The organism is Pseudomonas sp. S36 (assembly GCF_016647875.1).
Lineage (GTDB): Bacteria > Pseudomonadota > Gammaproteobacteria > Pseudomonadales > Pseudomonadaceae > Aquipseudomonas > Aquipseudomonas parafulva.
On sequence record NZ_JACVVG010000005.1, the window covers coordinates 25,732 to 51,404 of the forward strand.

A 25,673-nucleotide genomic window follows, 5' to 3' on the forward strand; every position below is an offset into this window, starting at 1 on the left:
GTGGCACCCGGCTTGCCGGCTATGGGAACCGAGACCCGCGTCGCTAACGCCGCATGCACCGCTGATACCGCTCATCCACCCGCCCGGCAAACCAAGCCGTGGTCAGTTTGCGCGTGATCTTCGGGCTTTTTAGCTCGATGCCGGGTAGCACCGCACGTGGCAGTGGCTTGCCAGCGGCGGCATCGGCCAACGCAAACACCCCCGCGTACAAACGGCTGTCTTCGAAGTCCAGCTGGGTGCCCTGCTCCAGCTGGCTGCGGATTTGCGGGTTGCGCAAGCCAAGCTTGGCGCCCAGCCTGCGCGCAGCCTGCTCTGTGGTACCTGGCATGATCGCACCAGGGGCTATCAGGTCACCGTCCAGTGCCAGTTGCACGCCCGTCACCTGGCTCAACGCCGCCTGGAACGCAGCATTGCGGCTGGCGTACCAGCCTGCGTTGAAGTCGGCAAAACGGTACAGCTGGCGGTCGTAATTGGCCGGGTAACCCAGCAAGTGGGCGATGCCGAAATACATTCCGCCACGGCGGCTGAACACCTCTTGGCGGATACTGCCAGCCTGGCTGTAGGGGTAGCCCTGTGCATGCCGTTCAGCGAAGGCGACGCTCACCTGCATCGGCCCACCGGTGCGCACCGGGTTCAGGCCACCGAGCAAGGTCTTGCCCAACGGCACCCGGGCGATCACCTCATCGTACAGTTCGCTGAGTTGCCGCTCACTGCGCACCGACAGCAGCCGCTGCTGGTAGCTCTGACCGTTGCCGGAGGGGGTTTTCAATGCACCGTCGACGAGCAATCTGGGGATATGCAGCCGCGCCGCACGGCGGTCGATTTCCTCTCGGGCGATACGCCCCAGGTTGGGTACCTGCGGGTCGGCGTTGAAGGTGGACTCCTGCTCGGTCACCGCCAGCACCGCACACAGGTTGCTCTGGCTGGGCTCAAGGCCCTGGGCCTGAAACGCGGTCTGGATATCGTCAGCCCAGCCCGCACGGTCGCGTGCCTGTGCCGGCAGCAGGCGCATGAGCTGCGCACGCACCTGCGCCGGGTCGGCCTGGGGGGTGGGTTCGCGGCGCCCGGCGCAGCCTTGCAGCAGCGCCAGGGCGATCACCACGCCCATTACCGCGCGCCGGTTCAGGGCTGTTCCCCTACCAGAAACGTCTTGCTGATATGCCGGAAAGACGGGTGGCTGGCACTGCCCATCAGCTCGAACACCACCATCTCGCGGGTCACCACCTGCGCCCCGGCACCGCGCATGCGCGCCAACCCGGCGGCCTTGTTGGCCTGGGTACGGCTGTCACAGGCGTCCTCCACCACGAACACCTGCTTGCCCAGCGCCAGCAGGCCAAGCACGGTTTGCAACACGCACACGTGGGTTTCCATGCCGCAGACGATGACCTGCTCACGCGCCATCAGCTCGCTGGGCAGGCACTGGGCAGCGACGCAGGAGAAATGGTTTTTTTCAACCACCTTGGCCCCCGGCGCGGCTTCCAGCAACGGCCCGAGTGTAGGGCCAAGACCTTTGGGATATTGCTCCGAAATCACCGTCGGCAATTTCAGCTCTGCTGCCACCGCCAGCAACCAGCGAGCGCGGGCCTGGGTGCCTTCAGGGTCGCTCATGGCGCCGATGAGTTTTTCCTGGATGTCGATGACCAGCAGCGTGGCCTTGATCGGGTCAATCAGCATTGCCTGCCCCTTGCCTGGGAAAAGCCCTAGCCTCTCCCAGGCAACCGGGGACGTCAATCAGGCGGACTGGCGCAACGGTTCCAGTGCGCGGGTCAGGGCAGCCAGTACGCGGTCTTCATGCTCGTGGATGAAGAAATGGCCGCCGCTGAACATCTGCCTGGAGAAGGCACCGCGCGTCTCCAGCCGCCAGGCGTCGAGTTGCTCATCACTGGCGCGGTCGTTTTCGCCGCCCAGCACGTGCAACGGGCATTGCAACGCAGGCCGCTGGCGGTAGGCGTAGGTGCCGCACAGCAGAAAGTCGGCCCGCAGAATGGGCAGCGTCAGGCTCATCAGTTCAGGGTTGGCCAGCACTTCTTCCGGCGTACCCTGCAGCGTGCGCAGTTCGTCGAGCAACTCGGGATCGGTTTTGGGCTCGCGCCAATTGTTGCCATCGTAGTCTTCACGGCGGGTGGGCGCCGCCGTACCGCAGGCGAACAGCGCCAAGGGTGGGGTGCACCCCAGCCCCTGCAACTCATGGGCAAGTTCGAACGCCAGCAGCGCACCCAGGCTGTGGCCAAGCAAGGCATAAGGGGCGCTGGCCGCCAGGCGCTGCTCGGCCGCCAGTTGCCGGGCCAGGCCCTGCATGTCGGTGTGCAAGGGCTCGCCCAGGCGTGCGCCACGCCCGGGCAGCTCGACCGGGCGCACCTGCAACCAGGCGGGCAGCTTGCGCCGCCAGCGGCTATACACCATGGCGCTGGCGCCCGAGTACGGCAGGCACAGCAGGTTGACAGTAGTCACTGCGCAGCAGCTTCCGCCATTTTCTGGCGCAGGCTCAGCGGGCGCATGTCGGTCCACACCTCGTCGATGTAGGCCAGGCACTCCTTCTTCAGGCCGCTTTTGCCCACGGCGCGCCAGCCATCAGGGATAGCTTTGTAGTCGGGCCAGATCGAGTATTGCTCTTCGTGGTTGACCACGACCTGAAACTGGATGTCGTCACGGTCGAAAACGGAAGTCATTGCCTGTCTCCTTGAATGATGAGGGCCGCAGCGCCAAGGGCGCAGGGGGCTTTGAAGTAGACGTGGCAGGTTGTAAAAAAATTAGCCCCGCGTGGCAGCGCTGCCTGGGATCAGGCATCGCGCAGCAAGTCATGGGTGTCGAGCAAGCGGAACGCCACCTGTGGGTTACGCTCCAGGCCCCGGCGGATGGCCGCCGGGATGGCCTGGCGAGTCTTGCGGCACAGCCCCGGCTGATCGTCCAGTTCGATGACGATGCCCCGCATGGTGCGCACCTCATGGTGGCCGGGGGCGATGTGCAGCCGGATACCGAGGTTGTCGTACAGGCGTTGCTGCAAGCGGTACAGATCTTCGAGGGACTGGAGGTTTTCCAGCCGTTCGAGCAGGCGCTTTTCTTCCTGCCGGTTCAGCAGAAGAATGCGCTGGGCGGCCTGTGCGTGGGTGGCCAGTTGTTCACGGCCGCAGTTACAGGCACCCGGCGGGCAAGGTTGGCGCAGGGGTGCAGGGCTGGTCATCGGCCAAGCATAGCCAGTTTTACCTGCACTGTGGCCCCTGCCTTGTGGTTCAGCCCTCGACCCCCTCGACGATGATCACCTCGGCCCGAGCCACCCCCTGGCGGTGGCTACAGGCTTGCTGGTACTGGTCTGAGTGGTAGCAGGCCAGCGCCTGTTCGTAGGAGTCGAACTCGATGACCACGCTACGCTGAGGGGTGGCACGCCCTTCCACCGCCTCGCTGCGCCCACCGCGCGCCAGAAACCGCCCGCCAAACGCCTGGAACGCCGCCGGGGCACGCTGGGTGTATTGCAGGTACTGCTGAGGGTCGGTGACGTCCACATGGGCGATCCAGTAGGCCTTCATGCGTAACTCTCCTCTCGAAATGATTTTATGTATGATGGTATACCATAATAATCAACCAGCCACAGCGAGTGTGCAACATGGCTTTCAACACTGTCGATGAAATTCTCGAGGACTACCGCCAAGGCAAGATGGTGTTGCTGGTAGACGATGAAGACCGGGAAAACGAAGGCGACCTGCTGATCGCAGCCGAACGTTGCGATGCCCAGGCAATCAACTTCATGGCCCGCGAAGCCCGCGGGCTGATCTGCCTGACCCTGACCGACGAGCACTGCCAGCGCCTGGGCCTGGAGCAGATGGTGCCGGCCAATGGCAGCGTCTTCAGCACCGCGTTCACCGTGTCGATCGAAGCGGCTACCGGGGTAACCACCGGTATTTCTGCCGCCGACCGCGCCCGCACCGTGGCCGCCGCGATGGCCGCAGACGCGCGCCCGGAGGACCTGGTGCAGCCGGGCCATATCTTCCCCTTGCGTGCGCGTGAAGGCGGTGTGCTGAACCGCGCGGGGCATACCGAAGCGGGCTGCGATCTGGCGCGCCTGGCCGGTTTCAGCCCGGCGTCGGTGATCGTGGAAGTGCTCAACGACGACGGCACCATGGCGCGGCGCCCCGACCTGGAAGTATTCGCTGCACGCCATGGCATCAAGATCGGCACCATCGCCGACCTGATCCACTACCGCCTCAGCAACGAACAGACCGTCAAGCGCATCGGCGAACGTGAACTGCCGACCGTGCATGGCACCTTCCGCCTGGTCACCTATGAAGACGGCATCGAAGGCGGTGTGCACATGGCCATGGTGATGGGCGACATTCGCCGCGAACAACCGACCCTGGTGCGGGTGCATGTGATCGACCCGCTGCGCGATCTGGTGGGCGCCGAATACGCCGGCCCTGCCAACTGGACGTTGTGGGCCGCCTTGCAGAAAGTGGCCCAGGAAGGTGCCGGCGTGGTGGTGATCCTGGCCAACCATGAGTCTTCCCAGGCCTTGCTGGAGCGCGTGCCGCACCTTACGCAACCGCTGAGGCCCTACCAGCGGGGCCAGTCGAAGGTGTACTCGGAGGTGGGTACCGGCGCGCAGATTCTTCAGGACCTGGGCGTCGGCAAGCTGCGTCACCTGGGGCCGCCGTTGAAATACGCAGGCCTTGCCGGCTATGAGCTGGAAGTGGTGCAAAGCATCCCCTTCGAACCCGGGATGCTCGGCTGAACCTGCGGCGCCGGGCAAAGCGCGGAGTGATGGCCGGTCGCCTCATGCCTCTTGCGAAAAGTTTGGAATACCATAATATGATATCCCGTAGACCTTGAATCTGCTGTAGCTGCTCCCCGAATACTGTTGGCGGGCGCACCACACCCGCCTCGAATAACAAAAAGCAACGAGGGCGTAACCATGCTGTTGAGCAAACGTGTAACCGCAGTGCTGTCTGCAAGCCTGCTGACCCTGGCGTGCCAGGCTGCCCAGGCCGCCGAAAGCGTCAATTTCGTCAGCTGGGGCGGCACTACCCAGGACGCCCAGAAGGAAGCGTGGGCAGTGCCCTTCACCAAAGCCACCGACATCAAGGTGGTGCAGGCCGGCCCGACCGACTACGGCAAGCTCAAGGCCATGGTGGAAAGCGGTAACGTGCAGTGGGACGTGGTCGACGTAGAAGCCGACTTTGCCCTGCGCGCCGCCAGCGAAGGCCTGCTCGAACCCCTCGACTTCACCCAGATCAAACGCGACAGGATCGACCCCCGGTTCGTCTCCGACCATGGTGTCGGCTCGTTCTTCTTCTCCTTCGTGCTCGGCTACAACGAGGGCAAGCTGGGCGCCAGCAAACCCACCGACTGGACCGCGCTGTTCGACACCAAGACCTACCCCGGCAAGCGTGCCCTGTATAAATGGCCAAGCCCGGGCGTGCTTGAACTGGCCCTGCTCGCCGATGGCGTCGCCCCCGACAAGCTGTACCCACTGGACCTGGACCGCGCCTTCAAGAAGCTCGATACCATCAAGAAGGACATTGTCTGGTGGGGCGGTGGCGCCCAGTCCCAGCAACTGCTGGCCTCGGGTGAAGCCTCCCTTGGCCAGTTCTGGAACGGCCGCGTGTACGCCCTGCAGCAAGATGGCGCACCGGTGGGTGTGAGCTGGGAGCAGAACCTGGTCATGGCCGATTTCCTGGTCATCCCCAAAGGTGCCAAGAACAAGGACGCGGCCATGAAATTCCTGGCCAACGCCAGCAGCGCCGAAGGCCAGGCCGAGTTCGCCAACAAGACCGCCTACGCCCCCGTCAACGTCGACAGCGTGGCCAAACTGGACAAGGCCCTGGCCCCGAACCTGCCAACCGCCTATGCCCAGGACCAAGTCACCCTGGACTTCGCCTACTGGGCAAAAAACGGCCAGGCCATTGCTGCCCGCTGGAATGAGTGGCTGGTCAAATGAAGGTTGCCATCAACGCCCTGCACAATGCCCAAGGTGCCCCCTCGGGCACCGGCGGCACCGCTGCGGCGCCACGGCGGGCCAGCCTTGGCCAGCGCTGGAAAGGCAGCCGCAACCTGCTGCCCGCCCTGCTGTTCCTCGGCCTGTTCTTCTTCGCCCCGCTGGTCGGCCTGTTGCTGCGTGGTGTACTGGAGCCCACCCCCGGGCTTGGCAACTACGAGCAGCTGTTCGCCAACTCCGCCTACGCCCGGGTGCTGTTCAACACCTTTTCGGTAGCCGGGCTGGTGACCCTGATCAGTGTGCTGCTGGGCTTCCCCCTGGCCTGGGCGATTACCCTGGTACCCAAAGGCTGGGGCCGCTGGCTGCTGAACATCGTGTTGTTGTCGATGTGGACCAGCCTGCTGGCGCGCACCTATTCCTGGCTGGTGCTGCTGCAGAGTTCGGGGGTGATCAACAAGGCGTTGATGGCCATGGGCATCATCGATGCCCCGCTGGAAATGGTGCATAACCTGACCGGTGTGGTGATCGGCATGAGCTACATCATGATCCCGTTCATCGTGCTGCCGCTGCAGGCCACCATGCATGCCATCGACCCGATGGTGCTGCAGGCGGGCTCGATCTGCGGCGCCAGTCCCTGGACCAACTTCTGGAAGGTGTTCCTGCCGCTGTGCCGCTCGGGGTTGTTCTCCGGCGCGCTGATGGTGTTCGTGATGTCGCTGGGTTACTACGTCACCCCGGCCCTGCTGGGCGGTGCGCAGAACATGATGCTGCCCGAGTTCATCATCCAGCAGGTGCAGTCGTTCCTCAACTGGGGCCTGGCCAGCGCCGCCGCCGCCTTGCTGGTGCTGATCACACTGGTGCTCTTTTACCTGTACCTGAAGCTGCAACCGGAATCCCCGGTTGGCAACGCGAGGTAAACCGCCATGCTCCTGTCTCCCAATGCCATGGGCCGCCCGCTGCGAACGGGCCTGTACCTGACCACCGGAGTGATTGCGGCCTTTCTGCTGCTGCCAGTGGTGTTCATCGTGTTGCTCTCGTTCGGCTCGTCCCAGTGGCTGGTGTTCCCACCGCCGGGCTGGACCTTCAAATGGTACGGCCAGTTCTTCTCCAACCCTGAGTGGATGGACGCGGCGCTGGCCAGCCTGAAAGTCGCCGTGCTGACCACGGTGGCGGCTGTGCTACTGGGCCTGCCAACAGCCTTTGCGCTGGTGCGCGGCCGCTTCCCCGGGCGGGAAATGCTCTACGGCCTGTTCACCATGCCGATGATCGTGCCGCTGGTGATCATTGCCGTGGCGGTCTATGCGCTGTTCCTCAAGCTGGGCTACACCGGCACGCTGTTCGCCTTCGTGGTCAGCCACGTGATCGTGGCGCTGCCCTTCACCATCATTTCGATCATCAACTCGCTGAAGCTGTTCGACCAGTCCATCGAGGACGCTGCGGTGATCTGCGGGGCCTCGCGCCTGCAGGCCATCTTCAAGGTCACGTTCCCGGCCATCCGCCCGGGCATGATTGCAGGCGGCCTGTTCGCTTTCCTGGTGTCATGGGATGAAGTGGTGCTGAGCGTGATGATGGCAAGCCCTGAGTTGCAGACCCTGCCAGTGAAGATGTGGACCACCTTGCGCCAGGACCTCAGCCCGGTGATTGCGGTGGCCTCGACCCTGCTGATCGGCCTTTCGCTGCTTGTGATGTTCATTGCCGCCGCCTTGCGCCGGCGTACCGAAACAAACGCCTGAGCGCGCGGAGAAAAACAACAATGAATGCAGTGATCAAAGACAACGCGACAGGCAAGCCCCTGGTCAGCCTGCGGGGCTTGAACAAGCACTACGGTGACTTCACCGCCGTGGACAACCTCGACCTGGACATTCAGGACGGCGAGTTCCTGACCTTCCTGGGTTCCAGCGGCTCGGGCAAGTCCACTACCCTGTCGATGCTGGCCGGCTTCGAGACCCCCAGCAGTGGCGAGATCCTGGTGGATGGCCAGTCGCTGGTCAATGTGCCACCGCACAAGCGTGATATCGGCATGGTATTCCAGCGCTATTCGCTGTTCCCGCACCTGAACGTGCGCGACAACATCGCCTTCCCGCTGGCCATCCGCAAACTCGCCGCTGCTGAAACCAAAAAGCGCGTGGATGCCATGCTGAAGCTGGTGCAACTGGAACCGTTCGCCCACCGTAAACCCTCGCAGATGTCCGGCGGCCAACAGCAGCGCGTGGCCATTGCCCGGGCGCTGGTGTACGAGCCGCGCATCCTGCTGATGGACGAGCCACTCGGCGCGCTGGACAAGAAACTGCGCGAAGACCTGCAGGATGAGCTGCGCCAGCTGCACCGCCGGCTGGGCATCACCATCGTGTATGTCACCCATGACCAGGAAGAAGCCATGCGCCTGTCCCAGCGCATTGCCATTTTCAGCCATGGCAAGATCGTCGGCCTGGGCACCGGCTACGACCTGTATCAGAACCCGCCCAATGCGTTCGTGGCCTCGTTCCTAGGCAACTCCAACTTCCTGCGCATCAAGGCCACCGGCAACGGTGCCGGGCGCTTCGAGGGGCAGCCGGTGGCCATCCGCCTCACCCCGGGGCTGGTTGCCGAGCAGGATGCGCTGGTGATGGTGCGGCCTGAAAAAGCCCTGGCCCTGACCGCCGAACAGGCCGCGGCACAGCCCCTGCCCTCGGGCTGGAACGAAGTCAGCGCCAAGGTCGGCGAGGTGTTGTTCCTGGGCGAAAGCCAAACCTGCCACGTGATCACGGCGGGGGGGACCGAGCTGACCGTGAAGGCCTTGTCGGCTGCCGGCATGCCGATGCAGCCAGGGGATGCGGTGCACGTGCGCTGGGCGGTGGCCGATGCGTGCATCTACACCGAATGGGCAGAGAGCGACCTGAGCAAGTCGGCCGGGGCCCATTAAAGCATTGAACGCGGCGGTGCCACTGCGGCGCCGCTGCGCCAGCGCAGTCATATAAACATCACGCAACTGTCGTAATCTGCCGGCCACCTCTGTGTCACGGGCCTTCCGGCATGCCTCGCCTGCTCATCCTGCTGTTCAACCTGCTCCCGCTGACAGCCCTGGCCGAGCCCGTGCACCTGCGCCTGGCCGGCTCCAATACCATGGGTGCGACCCTGCTGCCTGCACTGGTGGTCGGGCAACTGCAGGCGCAGCAGGCAACCGCGGTGCACACCCAGCCAGGCCAAACCGCCAATGAAACAGTCATCACTGCCGTCGACGCCTCCGGCAGCCCCATTCGGGTCGATATAGCCGCCCACGGCAGCAGCACCGGCTTTGTCGCCCTGGGCCGCGGTGACGCCGACCTGGCAGCAGCGTCGCGCCCCATCACCGAGCGCGAACAACGCGCGCTGCACGCGCTGGGCAACCTGCGCGAGGCCGACACCGAGCAGGTGATCGCCCTGGATGGCATTGCCGTGATCACCCACCCAGACAACCCACTGGCGCAACTCACCACCGATCAGCTCGCCCAGGTGTTCTGTGGCCAGGTTCATCACTGGGAGCAGCTGGGTGTGCCCGGTGGCGCCATTCATCTCTATGCGCGGGACAACCGCTCGGGCACCTATGCCAGCTTCAAAGCGATGGTGCTGGCACCCCGTCAGTGCCCATTGGCGCACAACGCCCAACGCTTCGAAGCCAGCGAACCCTTGGCCGCAGCGGTGGCCAACGACCGGCAGGCGATTGGCTTCAGCAGCCTGGCCGCCGTCCACCGGGCCAAAGTGTTGCCTGTGGCGGACGGCGATACCCCCGCTCTGCTACCCACGTCGGCGCAGGTCGCCAGTGAGGATTACCCGCTCTCCAGGCGTTTGTTCCTGTACCTGCCAGCCCACCCCAAGCCGCAGGCCATGGCCTTGGCCGAGTTCGCCCAGAGCCCTGCCGGCCAGGCGATCGTCGCCCGGCAAGGTTTCGTTTCCCAGCAGATCGAAGCGCAACAGGTAAGCACCCGCCCGACGATGCCGCCGCGCTATCGCAGCCTGGCGCAGCAGGCGCGGCGGTTGAGTGTGAGTTTGCGCTTCCAGCCAGGCAGCGCCGTGCTGGACAACAAGGCGCTGCGCGACATCCAGCGGGTCGCCCGCTACCTCGACCAGGCCGGCAAGCTGCAGCGCCGGGCGGTACTGGTGGGGTTCGGTGACCCCAAGGACACCCCAGGGCGCGCAGCCCTGCTGTCGCGGCTGCGGGCGCAAGCGGTGCGGCGCGTGCTGGCCCGCGAAGGTGTCGAGGTGCTGGAACTGATCGGCCTGGGGGACGACCTGCCGGTAGCCGACAATGAGCGTGAGCAGGGCCGCCTGCGCAACCGTCGGGTAGAGGTGTGGGTGTACTGACAGGTGCCGGCAAAGAAATGTAACAGCTGGCCACCCTCCCCGCCGGTAACCTCGTCTAGCCTGAAACCCATGTGATACCGGGCCCCTCTGACGGCTGCCAAGCCGCCATGTCGGATCACTGTTGCCTTGCAACATCGACAATCAAGGAGGGGCTCATGACAGCTCTGCACACATTGCTCACCACCCCGTTTCTTGGTACCAGCACCTGGTTGTGGCTGGTTTTCATCGCGATCGTCATCGGCTTGCTGGTGCTCGACCTGGGCGTGCTGCATCGCCAGGACCGGGAAATTGAAATGCGCGAAAGCCTGTTGCTGTACTCAGGCTACTTCAGTGTCGGCCTGTTGTTCGGGGCCTGGGTGTGGTTCCAGCTGGGTGCCCAGTCAGCACTGGAGTTCTACACAGGCTTTCTGGTCGAGCAATCGCTGTCCATGGACAACGTGTTCGTCATGGCCATGATCTTCGGTTATTTCGCCGTGCCCCGCCGCTACCAGCACCGGGTGCTGTTCTGGGGCATCCTGGGGGTGGTGTTCCTGCGGGCGATCATGATCGGCGTGGGCGCGGCGCTGGTGCAGAACTTTGCCTGGGTGCTGTACCTGTTCGGCGCCTTCCTGTTGTTCACAGGCATAAAAATGGCCCTGGCCAAGGATGACGACAAGCCAGACCTCGCCAACAACCCGATCTTGAAGTTCGTGCGCCGGCACATGCGCGTGACCGACGACATCCACGGCTCACGGTTTTTCGTGCAGCACACCCCGCCTGGGCACACCAAGCCGCTACGCCACGCCACGCCTCTGTTCCTGGCGCTGGTACTGATCGAATTGGCCGACCTGGTATTCGCGGTGGACAGCGTGCCAGCGATTTTCGCCATCACCCAGGACCCGTTCATCGTCTACACCTCGAACATCTTTGCCATCCTCGGCCTGCGCTCGCTGTACTTCGCGCTGTCGGCGCTGATGCACCGCTTCGTATACCTCAAATACGCGCTGGCCCTGGTGCTGATTTTCATCGGCTGCAAGATCTTCTATCACGGCATGGTGGGCAAAGTGCCGGCCCTGTTGTCACTGGGGGTGACGTTCGGTTTGCTGCTGGGCGGGGTGGTGATGTCGCTGATCAAGACGCGGGGGCAGCAGTTGCCTGCGCAAGGGGCTGCTCAAGCGCGCGATACCACTGGGCATAAGGAGTGTTGACTGCCATGTGCCGGTTGAAGTCCGGGCTGCCGTCGGACCACCATACCGGCCCGCGCTCGCCCAGGGCCTGCTTGGCCGCCTGCACCTGGGCGCGTGCCTGCTGGAGTAGGCTTGAGTCACTGTGCGCCCTGGCATGTTTTACGTCGCGCCGTGCCTGCATCAGCGCATGCACCCAGGTGCTGCGCTGCGCGTCTGACAATGAGGGGTTGGAGCAGCGCCACAGCCGCCCCCGGACCACGAAGTATCGGCCGTCCGGGGTGGTGGGGTAGCGCTTGCCAAACATTAGCGGGCCAGCCAGTTTTCCACTTCGTCGGCACCGTATTCGGCTTTCCACGACTTGAGCTTGGTGTGGTTGCCGCCTTTGGTCTCGATCACTTCACCGGTGTGCGGGTTCTTGTACTGTTTGACCTGCCGCGCACGGCGCGGCGCTTTTTGCCCAACAGCGGGTGCGGCCTTGTGTTGCCCGGCCTGCGGGTCGAGCAAATTGACGATGTCGCGCAGGCTGTACTCATACTTGGCCAACAGGTTGCGCAGTTTGGTTTCAAACTCGATTTCTTTCTGCAGCTCCGGGCTGCCTTTCATGGCTTCCAGTTCAGCAAGTTGCGACGCCAGCTTTTGTTCAAGTTGGCGGAATTCGGCGAGACGGGACATGGGCATGGTTCCTTTTTCAAGACGGCCAGGTAATAACGCGTTATCAACTGCTTAGTGGCACCGAACAGTATATTGGTTCAACACGTTGTCGAACTTGCCCGGGCACCTTCAGCCTGTCGTACTCCCAGTTATAGACTGTACCAACCCCTTTTGCCCAGCCACGCTCAATACACGCGCTGCCCTCTCACTGCGCACCCTTTGCCTCGCTGTTTACTTCGTCATCTGCACAGGCAGATACTTGCCAACCTCATACTTGCCAATCGCCGCACGGTGCACTTCGTCCGGCCCATCGGCCAGGCGCAAGGTGCGTTGCATGGCGTACATATACGCCAATGGGAAGTCCCCACTTACACCCGCGCCCCCGTGAAGCTGAATGGCGCGATCAATGACCTTCAAGGCCACATTCGGCGCGACAACTTTTATTTGGGCAATCTCGCTGCGGGCAATCTTGTTGCCCACGGTGTCCATCATGTACGCCGCCTTGAGCGTGAGCAGCCGCGCCATGTCAATTTCCATTCGTGAATCGGCGATGTTGTCCATATTGCCGCCCAGGCGCGCCAGCGGCTTGCCGAATGCCGTGCGCGACACGGCGCGCTTGCACATCAGTTCCAGTGCCCGTTCGGCCATGCCGATGGAGCGCATGCAGTGGTGAATACGGCCGGGGCCAAGCCGCCCCTGGGCTATTTCGAAACCACGGCCTTCGCCGAGGATCACATGGTCGTAGGGCACCCGTACGTTTTCGAACAGCACTTCGGCATGGCCATGGGGGGCGTCGTCGTAGCCGAACACGGGCAACGGGCGTACCACCTTCACGCCCGGCGCATCCATGGGCACCAGCACCATCGAATGCTGCTGGTGGCGCGGGCCCTGTGGGTTGGAAAGGCCCATGAAGATCATCACCTTGCAGCGCGGGTCGCAGGCCCCGGAGGTCCACCACTTGCGGCCGTTGATCACCCACTCGTCACCCTCGCGCAACGCGGTGGCCGCCATGTTGGTGGCATCCGACGAGGCCACATCCGGCTCGGTCATGGCAAACGCCGAGCGGATCTGGCCCTGCAGCAGCGGCTCCAGCCACTGGCGCTTCTGCGCCGGGGTGCCATAGCGCACCAGCACCTCCATGTTGCCGGTGTCAGGCGCTGAACAGTTGAAAGGTTCCGGCCCCAGCAGCGAGCGGCCCATGATCTCGGCCAGCGGTGCGTATTCAAGGTTGGTCAGCCCCGCGCCGTATTCCGATTCCGGCAGAAACAGGTTCCACAAGCCTTCCTCGCGGGCTTTGGCCTTGAGGGTTTCCATGATTGCCGTGGGCTGCCAGCGGTCGCCTTCAGCAACCTGGCGCTCGAACACCGCTTCAGCGGGGTATACATGGGTGTCCATGAACGCGCTGACGCGCTCGCGCAGTGCCTGCACCTTGGGCGAATAGGCGAAATCCATCGGGGCTACCTTCATGATTCGGGGTAAGTGAGCAGAGCCTAGAGCAGCCATGCGCCATCCACCTAGTCTATTTTCGCCGTGTATTAACATTCATAACCGATATATGATCGGCGAATAATTCAAACAACGAGCGGCGCCCATGAACCTCAGCAAGGTCGATCTCAACCTGTTCATCGTGTTCGATGCGATTTACACCGAAGCCAACCTTACACGCGCCGGGCAGATCGTCGGCATTACCCAGCCGGCGGTGTCCAACGCCCTGTCGCGCCTGCGCGAAACCTTCAACGACCCACTGTTCGTGCGCACCGCCCAGGGCATGGTGCCCACCCCCATGGCGCAGAACATCATCGGCTCGGTGCGCAATGCCCTGGCGCTGCTGCGCACCTCGGTGCAGGAAAGCCGCACGTTCAACCCGCAGCAGGCCAACAAGACATTTCGTATCAGCATGACCGACCTGACCGAGGCGGTGATATTGCCCCCGCTGTTTCAGCGCCTGCGGCGCCTGGCGCCCTCGGTGCTGATCGAGAGCTTTTTGTGCAAGCGACGCGAAACCACCAAGGAGCTGGCCGCCGGCCGCCTGGATTTCGCCATTGATGCCCCGCTCAACACCGACCCCCAAGTACGGCATGTCAAGCTCATGCAGGACCGCTATGTGTGCGCGCTGCGCCAGGGCCACCCGCTGGCAGACAGCACGCTCACCCTGGAAAGCTACCTGGGCATGACGCACATTCATATTTCCAGCCGGCGCAATGGCCTGGGTTACGTAGACCTGGCCCTCGGCAAAATGGGCGTGCAGCGCAAGGTTGCCCTGCGCTCGCAGCATTACCTGATGGCCTCTCAGGTGCTGCAACAGACTGACATGGCGATGACCGTGCCCGAGCGCTTCGCCCGTCGCCACCAGCTCTGCTACAAACCGCTGCCGGTGGAGGTACCCGCACTGGAAACCCACCTGTACTGGCACGAGAGCACCGACCAGGACCCGGCCAACCGCTGGATGCGCGAGCAGATCACCGAGCTGTGCGAGCGTGTGGTGGCGCAAGAAGAGAGAACGATGCAGCCTTGAACGCGCTTACCAGGTCAGTAATGAACCCCCTGGTGGCTTAACCTTAGAAAAAAATTCTCCTTATTCCCAGCAGGGAGAATTTTTTCGCGAAATATTCTTAAAACAGGGCAACTAAAGGTAAAACCATCTTCCGGCGCCGGGTAATCTTGCTCAATCACTTGAAGCTTTCTGGCCACACACGGAATTGCCCATGCCTGACGCCCCGCTCTATTTCGACTACGCCGCCACTACGCCCGTTGATGAACGGGTGATCGAAACCATGCTCGCCAGCCTCGGGCGAGAGGCCCACTTCGGCAACCCTGCTTCCAGGGGTCACGCGTACGGCCAAGCCGCTCGCGCTGCCGTCGATCAGGCGCGCCAGCAGGTGGCAGAGCGGGTGGGCACGACGGCGGATGCGTTGGTGTGGACGTCTGGCGCAACCGAATCCAACAACCTGGCGCTCAAGGGCATCGCCCAGGGCCTGGGGCAACCTGCACACCTGATCACCAGCCAGCTGGAACACAAAGCCGTGCTGGACACGGTGGCAGAGCTTGAACGCCAGGGCTGGTCGGTCACGCGCCTGCCCCCTGACGCCGCCGGGCTGATTCAACCCGCTGCCGTGCACGCTGCGCTGCGCGCAGACACCCGTCTGGTGTCGCTGATGGCGGTGAACAACGAACTGGGTACGGTCACCGACTTTGCCGCCATCGGCGAGCGGGTGCGTGCCCACGGCGCCTTGCTGCACGTGGATGCTGCCCAGGCCGTGGGTAAACTGCCCATCGACCTGGCAGCACAGGCGGTAGACCTGATGTCGTTCTCGGCGCACAAGGTGTACGGCCCCAAAGGCATTGGCGCGCTCTACGTGGGGCCGCGGGCACGCCCCCACTTGCGTGCGCAGATCCATGGCGGTGGGCATGAACAGGGGTTGCGTTCCGGTACCCTGGCGACCCACCAGATCGCCGGCATGGGCAGCGCCTTCGCCCTCGCAGGGCAGCCGGGGGGCAGCGAATACCAACGCCTGGAGCGGTTGGCCTGGCGCCTGCGCGATGGGCTGCTGGCACTGCCCGGCGTCAGCCTCAATGGCTGCGCCCGGCAACGCGTGCCGCACACCCTCAACCTGTGTATCGACAGTACAGGGTTCAACAGCGCCGCACTGGCGACCGAGCTGGCGCTGTCGACCACTTCGGCGTGCAACTCGGCAAGCAATGCGGCTTCGCATGTGCTGCTGGCGTTGGGGCTGGATGAGCGCAAGGCACGCAACAGCGTGCGCCTGAGTGTGGGCAGGTTTACCCGCGAGGCGGATGTAGAAACCGCGATTGCAGTGTTCACCAGGGTGCTGACTGCATCCTCGGCCGCGCTCTGGTGAGGTTGCGGGGCCTTGTGAGCCCCACCCCCACTACAGGAACGTGAACACCTGTTCGGCAGGCAAGCGGGACTTGCTCAGGCCGGCGTTGAAATCTGCCTCGCCGTGATAGCCCAGGCACAACATCACCACGCTGGTCAAACCGCGCTCACGCAGCCCCAGTTCGGCGTCCAGGCGTTTGCTGTCGAAGCCCTCCATGGGGGTCGCATCCAGGCCGTAGGCCGCCGCGCCGAGCAGGGCCGTACCCAGGGCCAGGTAGGTCTGCTTTTCCATCCAGTGCTGGATGTCCTTGAGGTCATGGCGATGCAGGTCCACGTAGTGGCGCCGGCTGTTGTTCTGCGCTGCCCGTGCCTGCTCGTCGCGGAAGCGCCCGTCGGTGGCCTCCTGGGCCAACACAGCATCCAGGTGCGCCTCGGTCATGGTGGTACGGGCGCAGAAGACGATCACATGGGATGCATCCCGCAGCTTCGGCGAGTTGTAGGCGTAGTCGGCGTCGGTACTCTTGGCCAGGCGGGCCTTGCCCTCATCGCTGCCGACAACGACAAAATGCCAGGGCTGGGAGTTGACCGAGGACGGGCTGTGGCGCAGTTGCTCGAGCAGCGCGTCAAGGGTGGCCTGGGGAATGCGACGCGATGCGTCATAGGCCTTGGTGGTGTAGCGGCGCTTGGCCAGCGAAACGGTATCCATGGGGTGGCTCCAGGCATTTCAGGGGGACAGGTGGGCCATATTATCTTTCCTGCAGCAAATAAAAACCGGCACAATCGAGCAACACTTTTCTTGCCGGAGTGAAAATGCTGCGCCTCGCCGACCTCGAACTGTTCGTGCGCAGCAGCGTATTGGGCAGTTTTACCGCAGCCGCCCTGGAAGCTGGGCTGCTGCCCGGCCAGGTAGCCGCCGCCATCAAGCGCCTGGAGCGCGACCTGGATGTGCGCCTGTTCGCCCGCACCACCCGCAGCCTGCGCCTTACCGCCGAAGGGGAGCGCTACCTGCCCACTGCCGTGACCGCGCTGGAAACCCTGCGCCAGGGCCATGAAGACCTGCACGGCAACCCAGGGACGCTGCGCGGCACCCTGCAGGTGTCGGCACCCTCGGACCTGGGCCGCAACATGTTGCTGCCGTGGCTCAGCGCGTTCCGCCGCGCGCACCCCGCCTTGCACCTGCGCTTTCTGTTGTCTGACCAGATTGCCGACCTCAACCGTGACCCGGTGGACGTTGCCATCCGCTATGGGCGCAATCAGGACGCCAACTACATCGCACTGCCCCTGGCCGCCTGGAACCGCCGGGTACTGGTGGCCTCGCCCGCCTACCTGGACAGGCATGGCCGGCCGCAGACGCCCGATGCCCTGCAGCAACACGCCTGCCTGCTGTACATGCAATATGGTCGCGTGTATGACAAATGGCAGCTGGGTAACCGCACGGTGCAGGTGCGCGGGCCGCTGGTCAGCGACGACGCCGATGTGATTCGCCGGCTGGCGATTCTGGGGGAAGGTATCGTCTACAAGTCCTGGCTGGATGTGAGCAACGACCTGGCCAGCGGCGAGCTGGAAATCGTCCTGCCCGACCTGGCAGGCGAGCCGACCCCGGTCACGCTGGTATGCCCACACCGCAAGCAACTCACCCCCGCGGTCGGCCAGTTGCACCTGTGGTTGCGCGAACGGTTCGAGGCGCTGCGGAGCAGTTGCACAAACCTTCCAGACTGATACGGGCAACTGCGCTAAGGTAGCTGTTTACCCTGGGTGGAGACGGCCATGGGCAACTGGATCGACCTGAAAACGGACGCTGATACCGGCATCGAGTCGGTGCGTGCGCACTTCGTCGGGCATGCCTACGATCCCCACTGGCACGACAGCTTTCTGGTTGGCGTTACCGAGCAGGGGGTGCAGCAATTCAATTGCCGCCGGGTACGCCACCGCAGCACCCCTGGACAGGTTTTTCTGCTGGAGCCCGGTGACATTCACGATGGCCTGGCCCCGACCGAGGATGGGTTCACTTACTCGACGCTGTACCTGCAGCCTGCCTGGCTGGACCAGCAACTGGGTGCACTGTTCGAACAGGTGCCCCGCGACAGCCTGCCGAGCTTTGCCGATACCCTCAGCCACGACGTGCAGCTGGCCCAGGCCACCGCCCTCGCCTTCCAAGCGGTGCACCAGCAGGACCTGCGCATCGTCCGGCAGAGCGCGACCGACGCGTTGCTGGCCAGCCTTACCCGCCACCTGCACTGGCGCCGCCGCCAGAACCCCGACCCGCGCCTGCCGCTGACAGCGCAACGGGCACGGGACTACCTGCATGACAACCTGGAGCGGGATATCGGCCTGGAGGAGCTGGCGCTTGCCTGCGGCATCGACCGTTTCCGCCTCACCCGTGCATTCAAGGCGGCGTTTGGCCTGGCACCCCACGCCTACCTTATCCAGCTGCGCCTGGCCCATGCCCGCCGCCGTCTGGCGCTGGGCCAGCGCCCAGCCGACGTGGCGATTGCCTTGGGCTTTGCCGATCAAAGCCACCTGGGGCGCTGGTTCCGCCGCGCCTACCAGCTGACCCCGGCGCAGTACCGCAGGCTTTGCTCAAACATTCCAGACTGACGCGCAGCAACCCGTGAGCATGGTGCTTCTTTGACAGGAGCCCATTCCATGACCCCTACCCTTTTGCCATTCATGCTGTTTGCCCTGGTAGCCAGTATCAGCCCTGGCCCCACCAACCTGTTGATCCTTGCACGGGGCGCCAGCCTGGGCCTGCGGGCGACCCTGGCGCCCGTCATGGCCGCCTGCACCGCCGCGGCTGCCATCGTGCTGGTGGTTGGCCTCGGCATGGGGGAACTGCTGCTGCGCCATCCATTGGCCCGGCAACTGATGACCTGGGGTGGTGTGCTGTGGCTTACCTGGCTTGCCTGGCAACTGCTGCGCAGCCCGGCAGGGGTCGACTCACGCGCTGGTGGGCGTGGGTTCGATGCGCTGAATGCCGCCGCCCTGCAGGTGATCAACCCCAAGGTATGGTTGATGGCCGTCGCCGTGATCGGGGTGTTTGCCACACCCTCGGTCGCAGTGTGGCAACTGGCGCTGCTGTTCTTGCTGATTGCCCTGCCGTGCATGGCCGCGTGGGCGTTGCTGGGCGCCGGCAGCGCCAGGTGGCTGGCACCCCGGCGCATGCGCGTGTTCAACCAGGTTCTGGCCCTGGCATTGCTGGTTTCGGCCTGGGCAGCGGTGTTGCTCTGATCAGTGCACCAATGCCTGGCGGAAGCGTTTGCTGCTGCAAGAGGCCAGCACCAGCCCCACCAGCGCCACCGCGCCCCCTACCAGGCCTATGTTGGCCACGCTCATCTGGCTGCTGACGATACTGCCTAACAAGGCGCCGCCGCCAATGCCGATGTTGTAGATACCCGAGAACAGCGCCATGGCCACGTCTGTTGCGTCGGAAGCCAGCTTCAGGGTTTTGGACTGCAGTGCCAGGCTGAAGCTGAGGATGGCCACCCCCCAGAACATGCTCAGTGCGGCAAAGGCGTAGAAGTTGCCGGCAAATGGCAGCAGCAACAACAGGCAGGCGGCGAGCAGGCCAATCGAGCCCACCAGAAAACCTTGAGGGAAACGGTCACTGTAGCGGCTGAACAGGAACGAACCGACCACGCCGGCACCGCCGAACAGCAGCAGAAGCAGCGTGGTGCGCTCACCGCTGAGCTGCGCCACATGCAAGGCGAAGGGTTCGATGTAGCTGTAGGCGGTAAACTGTGCCGTAATCACCAGCGTGACCAGGAGGTAGGTGATCACCAGCGCCGGGCGTTTGAACAGGATGGGCAGGCTGCGCAGCGAGCCAGAATTCTGGCTGGGCAGCAACGGCAATGACTTCATCAGGCACAGCATGGTGGCCAGCGCTACCCCGGCAATGCTCAGGAAGGTGACGCGCCAGCCCAGCGCCTCGCCCACCACGCGCCCCAGGGGGATGCCCAGCACCATGGCCAGGGTGGTGCCGGTGGCCAGCAGGCCCAGCGCCTTGGCCTGCTGGCCAGGCGGCGCCACGCGCACCGCCAGTGATGCAGTAATGGCCCAGAACACAGCATGCGCCAGCGCGATGCCGATTCGGCTGACCAGCAGCATGGCAAAGCTCTGCGACAACCATGACAGCAGGTGGCTGACGATGAACACCACGAACACGAACAGCAGCAGCCGACGCCGCTCCACGTTGCGGGTCAGCAGCATCATCGGCAATGAAGCCAGCGCCACCACCCAGGCATAGATGGTCAGCATCAGGCCCACCTGGGCGGTACTCATGTCGAAACTGCGGCCGATGTCACTCAGCAACGCCACCGGTACGAACTCGGTGGTATTGAAGATGAAGGCGGCCAGCGCCAGGGCGATGACGCTCAACCAGCTGCCGGTACCCTCGGTAGGTGGCAGGTGGGTGGGGGTGGGTCCGTTCATGAAAAACCGGTTCTCCGCAGGCAAGGCAACACCACGCACGCCTGGCACCTGCTGGTCGCGGGAGGGGCGCACGTTTTGTTATTGGAAGGAATGCAGGCATGGTACGCGTCAAACCAAGGCCTCACAACCGCAGGGCCGAAGGAGTAACATGCGCGCATTCTCAGAAACGCGTGGGCAACAAGGAGTTCCATCCACTCATGGACAAGCAGCCTCCCCAGCAGCAGTGGCAGCAGGCAGTCACGGCCTATGCTCAGGCCATCAACCAGTACGTTGCCCAAGGGCAGGCACAGGGCTGGGATCACCTCGAAGAGCCGCAGCCACCTGCCACTGAACACTTGCTCGACGCCTGGCTGGCGGCCCTGCAATCGGCCAATCGGCCAGGCGTGGATGAGCAGGCGCACCAGGCATTCCGCCAGGCCTGGCCACCGGCCCACCAGCCCCTGGTGCCGTTGCTCGATGAGCACGCCCAGGGGATCGCCACACTCCTGTTGTTGGACGACGGCAGCGTGCTGGCGCGCATCGGCATGCCCCATGAAAAAGGCCAGGTGGTACGGATCGACGGCAACAGCGTCACACCGGTGATCGGCGTCGAGCACTTTGGCCGTTGCCCTGAACGCCGCTATTTCGCCCTCGCCAACGCCGAAGGTGTACGCGTGACCGATGGCTGGGGCGGCCCGCTGGTGCAGCGCCTGGCCTGGCCCAGCGGCCTTGAAGGGCTGCCCAAGGGCTACCCGTTCGAACCGTTTGAAATGCCACCCACCCCAACCGCGCTGATCCCGTTTGCCAATGGCCAGCAGGTGCTGCTGGTCAGCGACGAGGGCATTTTCCTGCTGGCTGCCCACGGCGCAACACGCCTGCTACCGCAACAGCAGCAGGTGCTCGATGACCTGGCCGAGGGTATCGACCCCGACGATATCAACCTGGGGCTGAGCATGGCCCATGGCACGGTATCGGCCGACGGTCGCCTGATCGTGGTGGGTGACCAATGCAGCCGGCACCTGGTGCTGGACGACAACCTGCAGGTGGTGGCGCAGGTGGGCCCGGTGAGCGAGTACCCGCACTTTGCGCTGTTCAACGCCGCAGGTGACCAATTGATGCTCAATGCCTGCCACTTCTATAGCGGTGCCACGCTGGCAGTACGGGTGGCCGACCTGCCGGGGCTGGATACCGATTACTACAGCGACGACCCGCGCACGCCCGTGATCCAGGAAGGCGCACGGGTGTATGCCGGGGTGGCGCGTGAGGGGGAGTACATCGTCGGCGATGCCTATGGCTATCTGCGGGCGTTCGCCGAAGACGGCAGTGAGCGCTGGCAGCACTTCATCGGCTCAACCCTGTGTGCCCTGGACATCAGCCGCGACGGGCGCACGCTGGTAGCCGGGACCTATGCCGGGTTCGTTGCGGTGATCGCGCTGGACACCGGGCGGCCTGACTGGCAGATCGGCACCGGCCCCCATGCTGAAACACAGCGCTGGCTGTTCTGGAAAGGCTGGGACAAACCGCTGCGCTGGTAGCACAGGTTGCCCGCACCCTCGCGGGTACGGGCAACTTGCAGGTCAGCCCTGCAGAGTGGCCATGTCGATGACAAAGCGGTACTTCACGTCGCCAGCGATCATGCGCTCGTAGGCCTGGTTGATGTTGCGGATATCCAGCATCTCGATATCGCAACGGATGTCGTGCTTGGCGCAGAACTCCAGCACCTCCTGGGTTTCGGCAATGCCGCCGATCAACGAGCCGGCCAGTACCCGGCGTTTCAACACCAGGTTGGCTGCGTGCACGGCGGGGTCGATGGGCTCGATCAGGCCCACCAGAATGTGCACGCCATCGAACTTGAGGGTTTCCAGGTAGGGGTTGAGGTCGTGCTGCACCGGGATGGTGTCGAGCAGGAAGTCGAAGCGGCCGGCCGCCGCGCTCATCTGCTCGGTATCGCTCGACACGATCACATGGTCGGCGCCCTGGCGGCGAGCCTCGGCTGCCTTGGCCGCAGAGCGGGTGAACAGGGTCACTTCCGCACCCAAGGCCTTGGCCAGCTTGATGCCCATGTGCCCCAGGCCGCCCATCCCAAGGATGCCCACCTTGTGCCCGGGGCCTACGCCGTGGTGCTTGAGCGGCGAATAGGTGGTAATGCCAGCGCAGAGGATGGGCGCTGCGCTGGGCAGGTCCATGCCGTCAGGGATGCGTACCACGAAGTGTTCGCTGACCACGATGCTGCTGGAATAGCCGCCCATGGTATTGCTGCCGTCGACCCGGTCCGGGGTGGCGTAGGTCATGGTCGGGCCTTCGAGGCAGTATTGCTCCAGGTCCTTGGCGCAGGCCTCGCAGTGGCGGCAGGAATCGACCATGCAGCCCACACCCACCAGGTCACCCACCTTGTGCCCACTCACCTGGTCGCCCACCGCCGTGACACGGCCGATGATCTCGTGGCCAGGCATCAAGGGGTACACGGCAATGCCCCATTCGTTACGGGCCTGGTGAATGTCGGAGTGGCAAACGCCGCAGTAGAGGATTTCGATGGCGACGTCATCCGGGCGCGGGCTGCGGCGCTCGAAGGTCATGGGTGCCAGTGGGCTGGTCGGGGTTTGGGCAGCGTAACCGATGGCTGTATACATACTGGGCCTCGCAGTGAAGTGAAACGATTCAGGCGAACCATTTTGCTTGCTCGACGCCCCCTCGCCCACGGCTGATCCTCCGGCATACATGCCTGATTCTCCGGGAATCCGGTTTTGCATGTGGCGCCGGGCTGTCAATCTGCGATCATCGTACTGTCCGATTCTCTGCCCTGGTGCTCCATGCAACTGACCCGCCACGTCGACGCCAATGCGCCGCTCTGCTCGCTGATCCGCCGCCTAGCCACGCGCCCGGGGTTCGTCCCTACCCATTTGCCACAGGTGCAGGTGCTGAGCTGGGACCATTACGTCGCCAGCAGCCCGCAAATCTACGAACCCAGCCTGATGATCCTGGCCCAGGGCAGCAAGCTGGCCCGCCTGGGGCCGCGCACCCTGGAATATGGCGCCGGTCATTACCTGGTGCAGGCGCTGTCGGTACCGTTCATGTGCGAAACCTTCGCCACGCCTCAAGCGCCATTGCTGGGCGTGGCCGTGGACATCGACCGCTCGGTGCTCAGTGAACTGGTGCAGCGCATGGATTTGCCGGCGGGCGGTGTGGTGCAGGCCCAGACACCCCAGTCGATGACCTCAGCCGCGCTGGACGCGCCCATGCGCGACAGCGTGGAGCGCCTGCTGCAATGCCTGCAGGATCCGCTGGACGCCAAGGTGCTGGGCCCGGCGCGGGTCCGCGAAGTGCTGTACACCGCCCTGCGCGGCCCGCAGGCCGGGGTGCTGCGGGCCTTGGTGGAGCAGCAAGGGCACTTCGCCCGCATCGGTGCGGCGCTGGCTCACCTGCGCGAGCATTACAGCGAGCCTCTGAACGTCGAGACCCTCGCCGCACGGGCCAATATGAGCGTGTCGACGTTCCACGAGCATTTCAAGCGCTGCACCGACATGGCGCCCATGCAATACCTGAAGCGCCTGCGGCTGCTCAAGGCGCAGCAGATGCTGATTGGCGAAGGGCTGGGGGTGGCGCAGACCGCGCATCGGGTGGGCTACCAGAGCACGTCGCAGTTCAGCCGCGAATACAAGCGCCAGTTCGAGCACAGCCCAGGGGAGGAGCTGCCGTACAAGAGCTTGCCGGTCTGACCTGCTGCACACACAGCACCCACCCGGGTTCACCCGGCCAACGACCACCGCGCCAACGGGGTGTAGGCCCCTTTTCGCGACTCGTAGAGCACAAACTCCCGCGCCAGAAGGTAGAAATCCGGGGCGGTGGGCGCTTCCGGGGGCTGCCCCCGATAATCCCTGGACAACGTCAGGTGCGGGCGGTAATCCCGGCTGCTCACCTGCAACCCCAATGGCAACAGGGCCTGCTGCAAGCCGTACACCAGGTGCAACAGGGCCGGCGGGGTGCTCTGCGCTTCCAGCACCAGTGCGCCAGCCTTCTGCCACACCTGCAAGCGATCGAGCAGCAGCCTGGGCGCGCTGCCTGGGCGGGCGAGCTGGTCCACCGCCGCACAGATCGAGGGCACCAGGGCAGTGTCAACATCGCCTAGAAACAGCAGCGTCACATGGAAGTTGGCAGCCGGCACCGGCTTGCCGTTACGCAGGGCCAGACCGTGGCGCCAAGCGGCCAGATCGCGGCGCTGGGCGTCCCCCACCGGCACTGCAAAAAAGAGCCGCTTGAACGGGCTGCCACTAAGGCGGGTGTCCTGAGCCATACGATCTCCTTGACCTTCGGGGCGTGGGTAACACCCCCATCATTACACTTAAGTCGCCCGGCTGTTTCGTAACAATAAGTACAAACTGCCTTGGCGATTGTTTATGCTGGCGGGCTTATGCCATGGCGCATGGCCATTTTTCGACAAGTAAACGTCCATGAAAATTGCACTCGTACTTATCTTCGCCCTCTCGATCGCCTACGTTCACCTGCGGGGTCGGGTTCGTCACAAGCTGACGCGGCAGCTGGGCGACCATTCCAGCTTCCTGGCCCCCGTCAACAGCTTCCTGTACCTGTTCTCCAAGCACCCGGCCAGGCCCTACCTGCCCGTTGAAGCCTTCCCGGAGCTGCAACCGCTGCAGGACCACTGGCAGGAGATCCGCGAGGAAGCCCAGCAGTTGCTACAGGTTGGCGAGATCAAGAAGTCCGACAACTACGATGACGTGGGCTTCAATTCGTTCTTCAAAACCGGTTGGAAGCGCTTCTACCTGAAGTGGTACGGCGAGAGCCACCCGTCGGCAATGACCTTGTGCCCTCGCACCACTGAACTGCTGCAAGGCATCGGCACGGTCAAGGCCGCGATGTTCGCCACCCTGCCGCCAGGGGCCAAGCTGGTGCGCCACCGCGACCCGTATGCAGGCTCGTACCGCTACCACCTTGGCCTGGACACGCCCAACGATGACGGCTGCTACATCGACGTGGACGGCCAGAAGTACTCCTGGCGCGATGGCCAGGGGGTGGTCTTCGATGAAACCTATATCCACTACGCCGCCAACACCACCGAGCACAACCGCATCATCCTGTTCTGCGACGTCGAGCGCCCCCTCAAGTACCGCTGGGCAACCGCGTTCAACCGCTGGTTCAGCCGCAATGTGATGGCAGCGGCCGCCGCGCCAAACGATGCCGGTGACAAGACCGGTGGCATCAACCGCCTGTTCACCCGCATCTACAAGATCCGCGAGCGCGGCAAGGCGCTGAAAAAGCGTAACCGTACCCGCTACTACCTTGAAAAATGGGCTGTGGTCGCCGCAGTGGTGCTGGTGTTCATCTACATCTGAAGGCCGTTTGGAGTAAC

General features: G+C 64.0%; 28 protein-coding genes. 15 read left to right on the top strand and 13 right to left on the bottom strand.

The features are described from left to right. Positions 1–43 precede the first annotated feature (43 nt). From IAE36_RS03940 to IAE36_RS03965, 6 genes are all read right to left on the bottom strand, one after another. Complete coding sequence (locus tag IAE36_RS03940; protein WP_177331154.1) at positions 44–1,108, bottom strand: DUF1615 domain-containing protein; 1,065 nt, start codon at positions 1,106–1,108, stop codon at positions 44–46. Between the two features lie 14 nt (positions 1,109–1,122). Then, positions 1,123–1,674, bottom strand: a complete 552-nt coding sequence (locus tag IAE36_RS03945) for a hydrolase (RefSeq protein WP_201210371.1) — start codon at positions 1,672–1,674, stop codon at positions 1,123–1,125. Between the two features lie 57 nt (positions 1,675–1,731). Beyond that, positions 1,732–2,451: a thioesterase II family protein gene (locus tag IAE36_RS03950; protein ID WP_201210373.1), complete on the bottom strand. Its 720-nt coding sequence runs from the start codon at positions 2,449–2,451 to the stop codon at positions 1,732–1,734. Continuing rightward, positions 2,448–2,669 carry an MbtH family protein gene (locus IAE36_RS03955; RefSeq protein WP_028634429.1) on the bottom strand — a complete coding sequence of 74 codons (222 nt, stop codon included), beginning with the start codon at positions 2,667–2,669 and terminating at the stop codon, positions 2,448–2,450. The genes IAE36_RS03950 and IAE36_RS03955 overlap by 4 nt, the downstream gene beginning before the upstream one ends. A 110-nt stretch (positions 2,670–2,779) precedes the next feature. Continuing rightward, the gene (locus tag IAE36_RS03960; RefSeq protein WP_028634430.1) at positions 2,780–3,181 is read right to left on the bottom strand and encodes a hypothetical protein; all 402 of its coding nucleotides are present in this window, start codon (positions 3,179–3,181) and stop codon (positions 2,780–2,782) included. Positions 3,182–3,230: 49 nt separating this feature from the next. Further along, positions 3,231–3,524, bottom strand: a complete 294-nt coding sequence (locus tag IAE36_RS03965; RefSeq protein ID WP_201164117.1) for a DUF1330 domain-containing protein — start codon at positions 3,522–3,524, stop codon at positions 3,231–3,233. A 77-nt stretch (positions 3,525–3,601) separates the two neighbouring features. On the opposite strand from IAE36_RS03965, the gene ribBA reads away from it, so the two are divergent. The 7 genes from ribBA to IAE36_RS04000 all read left to right on the top strand — a co-directional run bounded on the left by ribBA (position 3,602) and on the right by IAE36_RS04000 (position 11,433). Continuing rightward, entirely contained in the window at positions 3,602–4,723 is a 1,122-nt protein-coding gene (gene ribBA, locus IAE36_RS03970) for a bifunctional 3,4-dihydroxy-2-butanone-4-phosphate synthase/GTP cyclohydrolase II (protein ID WP_028634432.1), read from the top strand. A 180-nt stretch (positions 4,724–4,903) separates the two neighbouring features. Further along, positions 4,904–5,929: a polyamine ABC transporter substrate-binding protein gene (locus IAE36_RS03975; protein ID WP_201210374.1), complete on the top strand. Its 1,026-nt coding sequence runs from the start codon at positions 4,904–4,906 to the stop codon at positions 5,927–5,929. Continuing rightward, a complete protein-coding gene (locus tag IAE36_RS03980) occupies positions 5,926–6,843 on the top strand; it encodes an ABC transporter permease (protein WP_201210375.1) in 918 nt (305 codons plus the stop codon). The genes IAE36_RS03975 and IAE36_RS03980 overlap by 4 nt, the downstream gene beginning before the upstream one ends. 6 nt (positions 6,844–6,849) lie before the next feature. Next, entirely contained in the window at positions 6,850–7,659 is an 810-nt protein-coding gene (locus IAE36_RS03985) for an ABC transporter permease (RefSeq protein ID WP_028634435.1), read from the top strand. Between the two features lie 20 nt (positions 7,660–7,679). Then, positions 7,680–8,828 carry an ABC transporter ATP-binding protein gene (locus tag IAE36_RS03990; RefSeq protein ID WP_201210376.1) on the top strand — a complete coding sequence of 383 codons (1,149 nt, stop codon included), beginning with the start codon at positions 7,680–7,682 and terminating at the stop codon, positions 8,826–8,828. Between the two features lie 110 nt (positions 8,829–8,938). Next, complete coding sequence (locus IAE36_RS03995; RefSeq protein ID WP_201210377.1) at positions 8,939–10,246, top strand: substrate-binding domain-containing protein; 1,308 nt, start codon at positions 8,939–8,941, stop codon at positions 10,244–10,246. A gap of 155 nt (positions 10,247–10,401) precedes the next feature. Beyond that, complete coding sequence (locus tag IAE36_RS04000) at positions 10,402–11,433, top strand: TerC family protein (RefSeq protein WP_201210378.1); 1,032 nt, start codon at positions 10,402–10,404, stop codon at positions 11,431–11,433. Here IAE36_RS04000 and IAE36_RS23625 read toward each other — a convergent pair. The 3 genes from IAE36_RS23625 to IAE36_RS04010 form a co-directional block, all read right to left on the bottom strand. Next, the gene (locus tag IAE36_RS23625) at positions 11,357–11,716 is read right to left on the bottom strand and encodes a hypothetical protein (protein ID WP_236408564.1); all 360 of its coding nucleotides are present in this window, start codon (positions 11,714–11,716) and stop codon (positions 11,357–11,359) included. The genes IAE36_RS04000 and IAE36_RS23625 overlap by 77 nt on opposite strands. After that, positions 11,716–12,084: a histone-like nucleoid-structuring protein, MvaT/MvaU family gene (locus IAE36_RS04005; protein ID WP_028634439.1), complete on the bottom strand. Its 369-nt coding sequence runs from the start codon at positions 12,082–12,084 to the stop codon at positions 11,716–11,718. Before IAE36_RS04005 ends, IAE36_RS23625 begins: the two co-directional genes overlap by 1 nt. 210 nt (positions 12,085–12,294) lie before the next feature. After that, positions 12,295–13,515, bottom strand: coding sequence for an acyl-CoA dehydrogenase (locus IAE36_RS04010; RefSeq protein WP_201210379.1), 1,221 nt, complete (start codon positions 13,513–13,515; stop codon positions 12,295–12,297). A gap of 139 nt (positions 13,516–13,654) precedes the next feature. Here IAE36_RS04010 and IAE36_RS04015 point away from each other — a divergent pair, with 139 nt between their 5' ends. Both IAE36_RS04015 and IAE36_RS04020 read left to right on the top strand, forming a co-directional pair. Then, on the top strand, positions 13,655–14,578 hold the full coding sequence (locus IAE36_RS04015) for a LysR family transcriptional regulator (RefSeq protein WP_028634441.1): 924 nt from the start codon (positions 13,655–13,657) through the stop codon (positions 14,576–14,578). A gap of 190 nt (positions 14,579–14,768) precedes the next feature. Further along, the gene (locus IAE36_RS04020; protein ID WP_201210380.1) at positions 14,769–15,923 is read left to right on the top strand and encodes a cysteine desulfurase family protein; all 1,155 of its coding nucleotides are present in this window, start codon (positions 14,769–14,771) and stop codon (positions 15,921–15,923) included. A 30-nt stretch (positions 15,924–15,953) separates the two neighbouring features. On the opposite strand, the gene IAE36_RS04025 is transcribed toward IAE36_RS04020, so the two are convergent. Next, positions 15,954–16,607, bottom strand: a complete 654-nt coding sequence (locus IAE36_RS04025) for an oxygen-insensitive NAD(P)H-dependent nitroreductase NfsB (RefSeq protein WP_028634443.1) — start codon at positions 16,605–16,607, stop codon at positions 15,954–15,956. Between the two features lie 104 nt (positions 16,608–16,711). Here IAE36_RS04025 and IAE36_RS04030 point away from each other — a divergent pair, with 104 nt between their 5' ends. Genes IAE36_RS04030 through IAE36_RS04040 form a run of 3 tightly spaced genes read left to right on the top strand, consistent with a single transcriptional unit; the run spans position 16,712 to position 19,129 of the window. Beyond that, positions 16,712–17,620 (top strand): LysR family transcriptional regulator, encoded by a 909-nt coding sequence (locus IAE36_RS04030; protein ID WP_201210381.1) that lies wholly within the window; start codon positions 16,712–16,714, stop codon positions 17,618–17,620. A gap of 48 nt (positions 17,621–17,668) precedes the next feature. Beyond that, positions 17,669–18,499, top strand: coding sequence for an AraC family transcriptional regulator (locus IAE36_RS04035; protein WP_201210383.1), 831 nt, complete (start codon positions 17,669–17,671; stop codon positions 18,497–18,499). Between the two features lie 48 nt (positions 18,500–18,547). Next, the gene (locus tag IAE36_RS04040) at positions 18,548–19,129 is read left to right on the top strand and encodes a LysE family translocator (protein WP_060481220.1); all 582 of its coding nucleotides are present in this window, start codon (positions 18,548–18,550) and stop codon (positions 19,127–19,129) included. On the opposite strand, the gene IAE36_RS04045 is transcribed toward IAE36_RS04040, so the two are convergent. After that, the gene (locus IAE36_RS04045; RefSeq protein ID WP_201164103.1) at positions 19,130–20,329 is read right to left on the bottom strand and encodes a sugar transporter; all 1,200 of its coding nucleotides are present in this window, start codon (positions 20,327–20,329) and stop codon (positions 19,130–19,132) included. 197 nt (positions 20,330–20,526) lie between these two features. On the opposite strand from IAE36_RS04045, the gene IAE36_RS04050 reads away from it, so the two are divergent. Next, entirely contained in the window at positions 20,527–21,843 is a 1,317-nt protein-coding gene (locus IAE36_RS04050; protein WP_201210385.1) for a PQQ-like beta-propeller repeat protein, read from the top strand. A 42-nt stretch (positions 21,844–21,885) separates the two neighbouring features. Here the strand turns inward: IAE36_RS04050 and calA are convergent, their stop codons facing one another. Next, on the bottom strand, positions 21,886–22,938 hold the full coding sequence (gene calA / locus IAE36_RS04055; RefSeq protein ID WP_201164101.1) for a vanillin reductase: 1,053 nt from the start codon (positions 22,936–22,938) through the stop codon (positions 21,886–21,888). A 180-nt stretch (positions 22,939–23,118) separates the two neighbouring features. Here calA and IAE36_RS04060 point away from each other — a divergent pair, with 180 nt between their 5' ends. After that, positions 23,119–24,024 (top strand): AraC family transcriptional regulator, encoded by a 906-nt coding sequence (locus tag IAE36_RS04060; protein ID WP_201210392.1) that lies wholly within the window; start codon positions 23,119–23,121, stop codon positions 24,022–24,024. A 29-nt stretch (positions 24,025–24,053) separates the two neighbouring features. Here IAE36_RS04060 and thpR read toward each other — a convergent pair whose 3' ends face one another. After that, positions 24,054–24,599 (bottom strand): RNA 2',3'-cyclic phosphodiesterase, encoded by a 546-nt coding sequence (gene thpR / locus IAE36_RS04065; protein WP_201210400.1) that lies wholly within the window; start codon positions 24,597–24,599, stop codon positions 24,054–24,056. Between the two features lie 157 nt (positions 24,600–24,756). On the opposite strand from thpR, the gene lpxO reads away from it, so the two are divergent. Continuing rightward, positions 24,757–25,656 (top strand): lipid A hydroxylase LpxO, encoded by a 900-nt coding sequence (gene lpxO, locus IAE36_RS04070; protein ID WP_028634452.1) that lies wholly within the window; start codon positions 24,757–24,759, stop codon positions 25,654–25,656. Positions 25,657–25,673 lie beyond the last annotated feature (17 nt).

What these genes read in the sequence shown, in the direction of transcription:
- ribBA (WP_028634432.1), top strand. Translation starts at nt 3,602, where the DNA reads ATGGCTTTCAACACTGTCGATGAAATTCTCGAGGACTACCGCCAAGGC.
- IAE36_RS04030 (WP_201210381.1), top strand. Translation starts at nt 16,712, where the DNA reads ATGCTGCGCCTCGCCGACCTCGAACTGTTCGTGCGCAGCAGCGTATTG.
- IAE36_RS04040 (WP_060481220.1), top strand. Translation starts at nt 18,548, where the DNA reads ATGACCCCTACCCTTTTGCCATTCATGCTGTTTGCCCTGGTAGCCAGT.
- IAE36_RS04005 (WP_028634439.1), bottom strand. Translation starts at nt 12,084, where the DNA reads ATGTCCCGTCTCGCCGAATTCCGCCAACTTGAACAAAAGCTGGCGTCG.
- lpxO (WP_028634452.1), top strand. Translation starts at nt 24,757, where the DNA reads ATGAAAATTGCACTCGTACTTATCTTCGCCCTCTCGATCGCCTACGTT.
- IAE36_RS23625 (WP_236408564.1), bottom strand. Translation starts at nt 11,716, where the DNA reads ATGTTTGGCAAGCGCTACCCCACCACCCCGGACGGCCGATACTTCGTG.
- IAE36_RS04020 (WP_201210380.1), top strand. Translation starts at nt 14,769, where the DNA reads ATGCCTGACGCCCCGCTCTATTTCGACTACGCCGCCACTACGCCCGTT.
- IAE36_RS04010 (WP_201210379.1), bottom strand. Translation starts at nt 13,515, where the DNA reads ATGGATTTCGCCTATTCGCCCAAGGTGCAGGCACTGCGCGAGCGCGTC.
- IAE36_RS03960 (WP_028634430.1), bottom strand. Translation starts at nt 3,181, where the DNA reads ATGACCAGCCCTGCACCCCTGCGCCAACCTTGCCCGCCGGGTGCCTGT.
- IAE36_RS04025 (WP_028634443.1), bottom strand. Translation starts at nt 16,607, where the DNA reads ATGGATACCGTTTCGCTGGCCAAGCGCCGCTACACCACCAAGGCCTAT.
- IAE36_RS03945 (WP_201210371.1), bottom strand. Translation starts at nt 1,674, where the DNA reads ATGCTGATTGACCCGATCAAGGCCACGCTGCTGGTCATCGACATCCAG.
- IAE36_RS03940 (WP_177331154.1), bottom strand. Translation starts at nt 1,108, where the DNA reads ATGGGCGTGGTGATCGCCCTGGCGCTGCTGCAAGGCTGCGCCGGGCGC.
- IAE36_RS03975 (WP_201210374.1), top strand. Translation starts at nt 4,904, where the DNA reads ATGCTGTTGAGCAAACGTGTAACCGCAGTGCTGTCTGCAAGCCTGCTG.
- IAE36_RS04045 (WP_201164103.1), bottom strand. Translation starts at nt 20,329, where the DNA reads ATGAACGGACCCACCCCCACCCACCTGCCACCTACCGAGGGTACCGGC.
- IAE36_RS03965 (WP_201164117.1), bottom strand. Translation starts at nt 3,524, where the DNA reads ATGAAGGCCTACTGGATCGCCCATGTGGACGTCACCGACCCTCAGCAG.
- IAE36_RS03985 (WP_028634435.1), top strand. Translation starts at nt 6,850, where the DNA reads ATGCTCCTGTCTCCCAATGCCATGGGCCGCCCGCTGCGAACGGGCCTG.
- IAE36_RS04015 (WP_028634441.1), top strand. Translation starts at nt 13,655, where the DNA reads ATGAACCTCAGCAAGGTCGATCTCAACCTGTTCATCGTGTTCGATGCG.
- IAE36_RS03955 (WP_028634429.1), bottom strand. Translation starts at nt 2,669, where the DNA reads ATGACTTCCGTTTTCGACCGTGACGACATCCAGTTTCAGGTCGTGGTC.
- IAE36_RS03980 (WP_201210375.1), top strand. Translation starts at nt 5,926, where the DNA reads ATGAAGGTTGCCATCAACGCCCTGCACAATGCCCAAGGTGCCCCCTCG.
- thpR (WP_201210400.1), bottom strand. Translation starts at nt 24,599, where the DNA reads ATGGCTCAGGACACCCGCCTTAGTGGCAGCCCGTTCAAGCGGCTCTTT.
- IAE36_RS04035 (WP_201210383.1), top strand. Translation starts at nt 17,669, where the DNA reads ATGGGCAACTGGATCGACCTGAAAACGGACGCTGATACCGGCATCGAG.
- IAE36_RS04000 (WP_201210378.1), top strand. Translation starts at nt 10,402, where the DNA reads ATGACAGCTCTGCACACATTGCTCACCACCCCGTTTCTTGGTACCAGC.
- IAE36_RS04060 (WP_201210392.1), top strand. Translation starts at nt 23,119, where the DNA reads ATGCAACTGACCCGCCACGTCGACGCCAATGCGCCGCTCTGCTCGCTG.
- calA (WP_201164101.1), bottom strand. Translation starts at nt 22,938, where the DNA reads ATGTATACAGCCATCGGTTACGCTGCCCAAACCCCGACCAGCCCACTG.
- IAE36_RS03990 (WP_201210376.1), top strand. Translation starts at nt 7,680, where the DNA reads ATGAATGCAGTGATCAAAGACAACGCGACAGGCAAGCCCCTGGTCAGC.
- IAE36_RS04050 (WP_201210385.1), top strand. Translation starts at nt 20,527, where the DNA reads ATGGACAAGCAGCCTCCCCAGCAGCAGTGGCAGCAGGCAGTCACGGCC.
- IAE36_RS03995 (WP_201210377.1), top strand. Translation starts at nt 8,939, where the DNA reads ATGCCTCGCCTGCTCATCCTGCTGTTCAACCTGCTCCCGCTGACAGCC.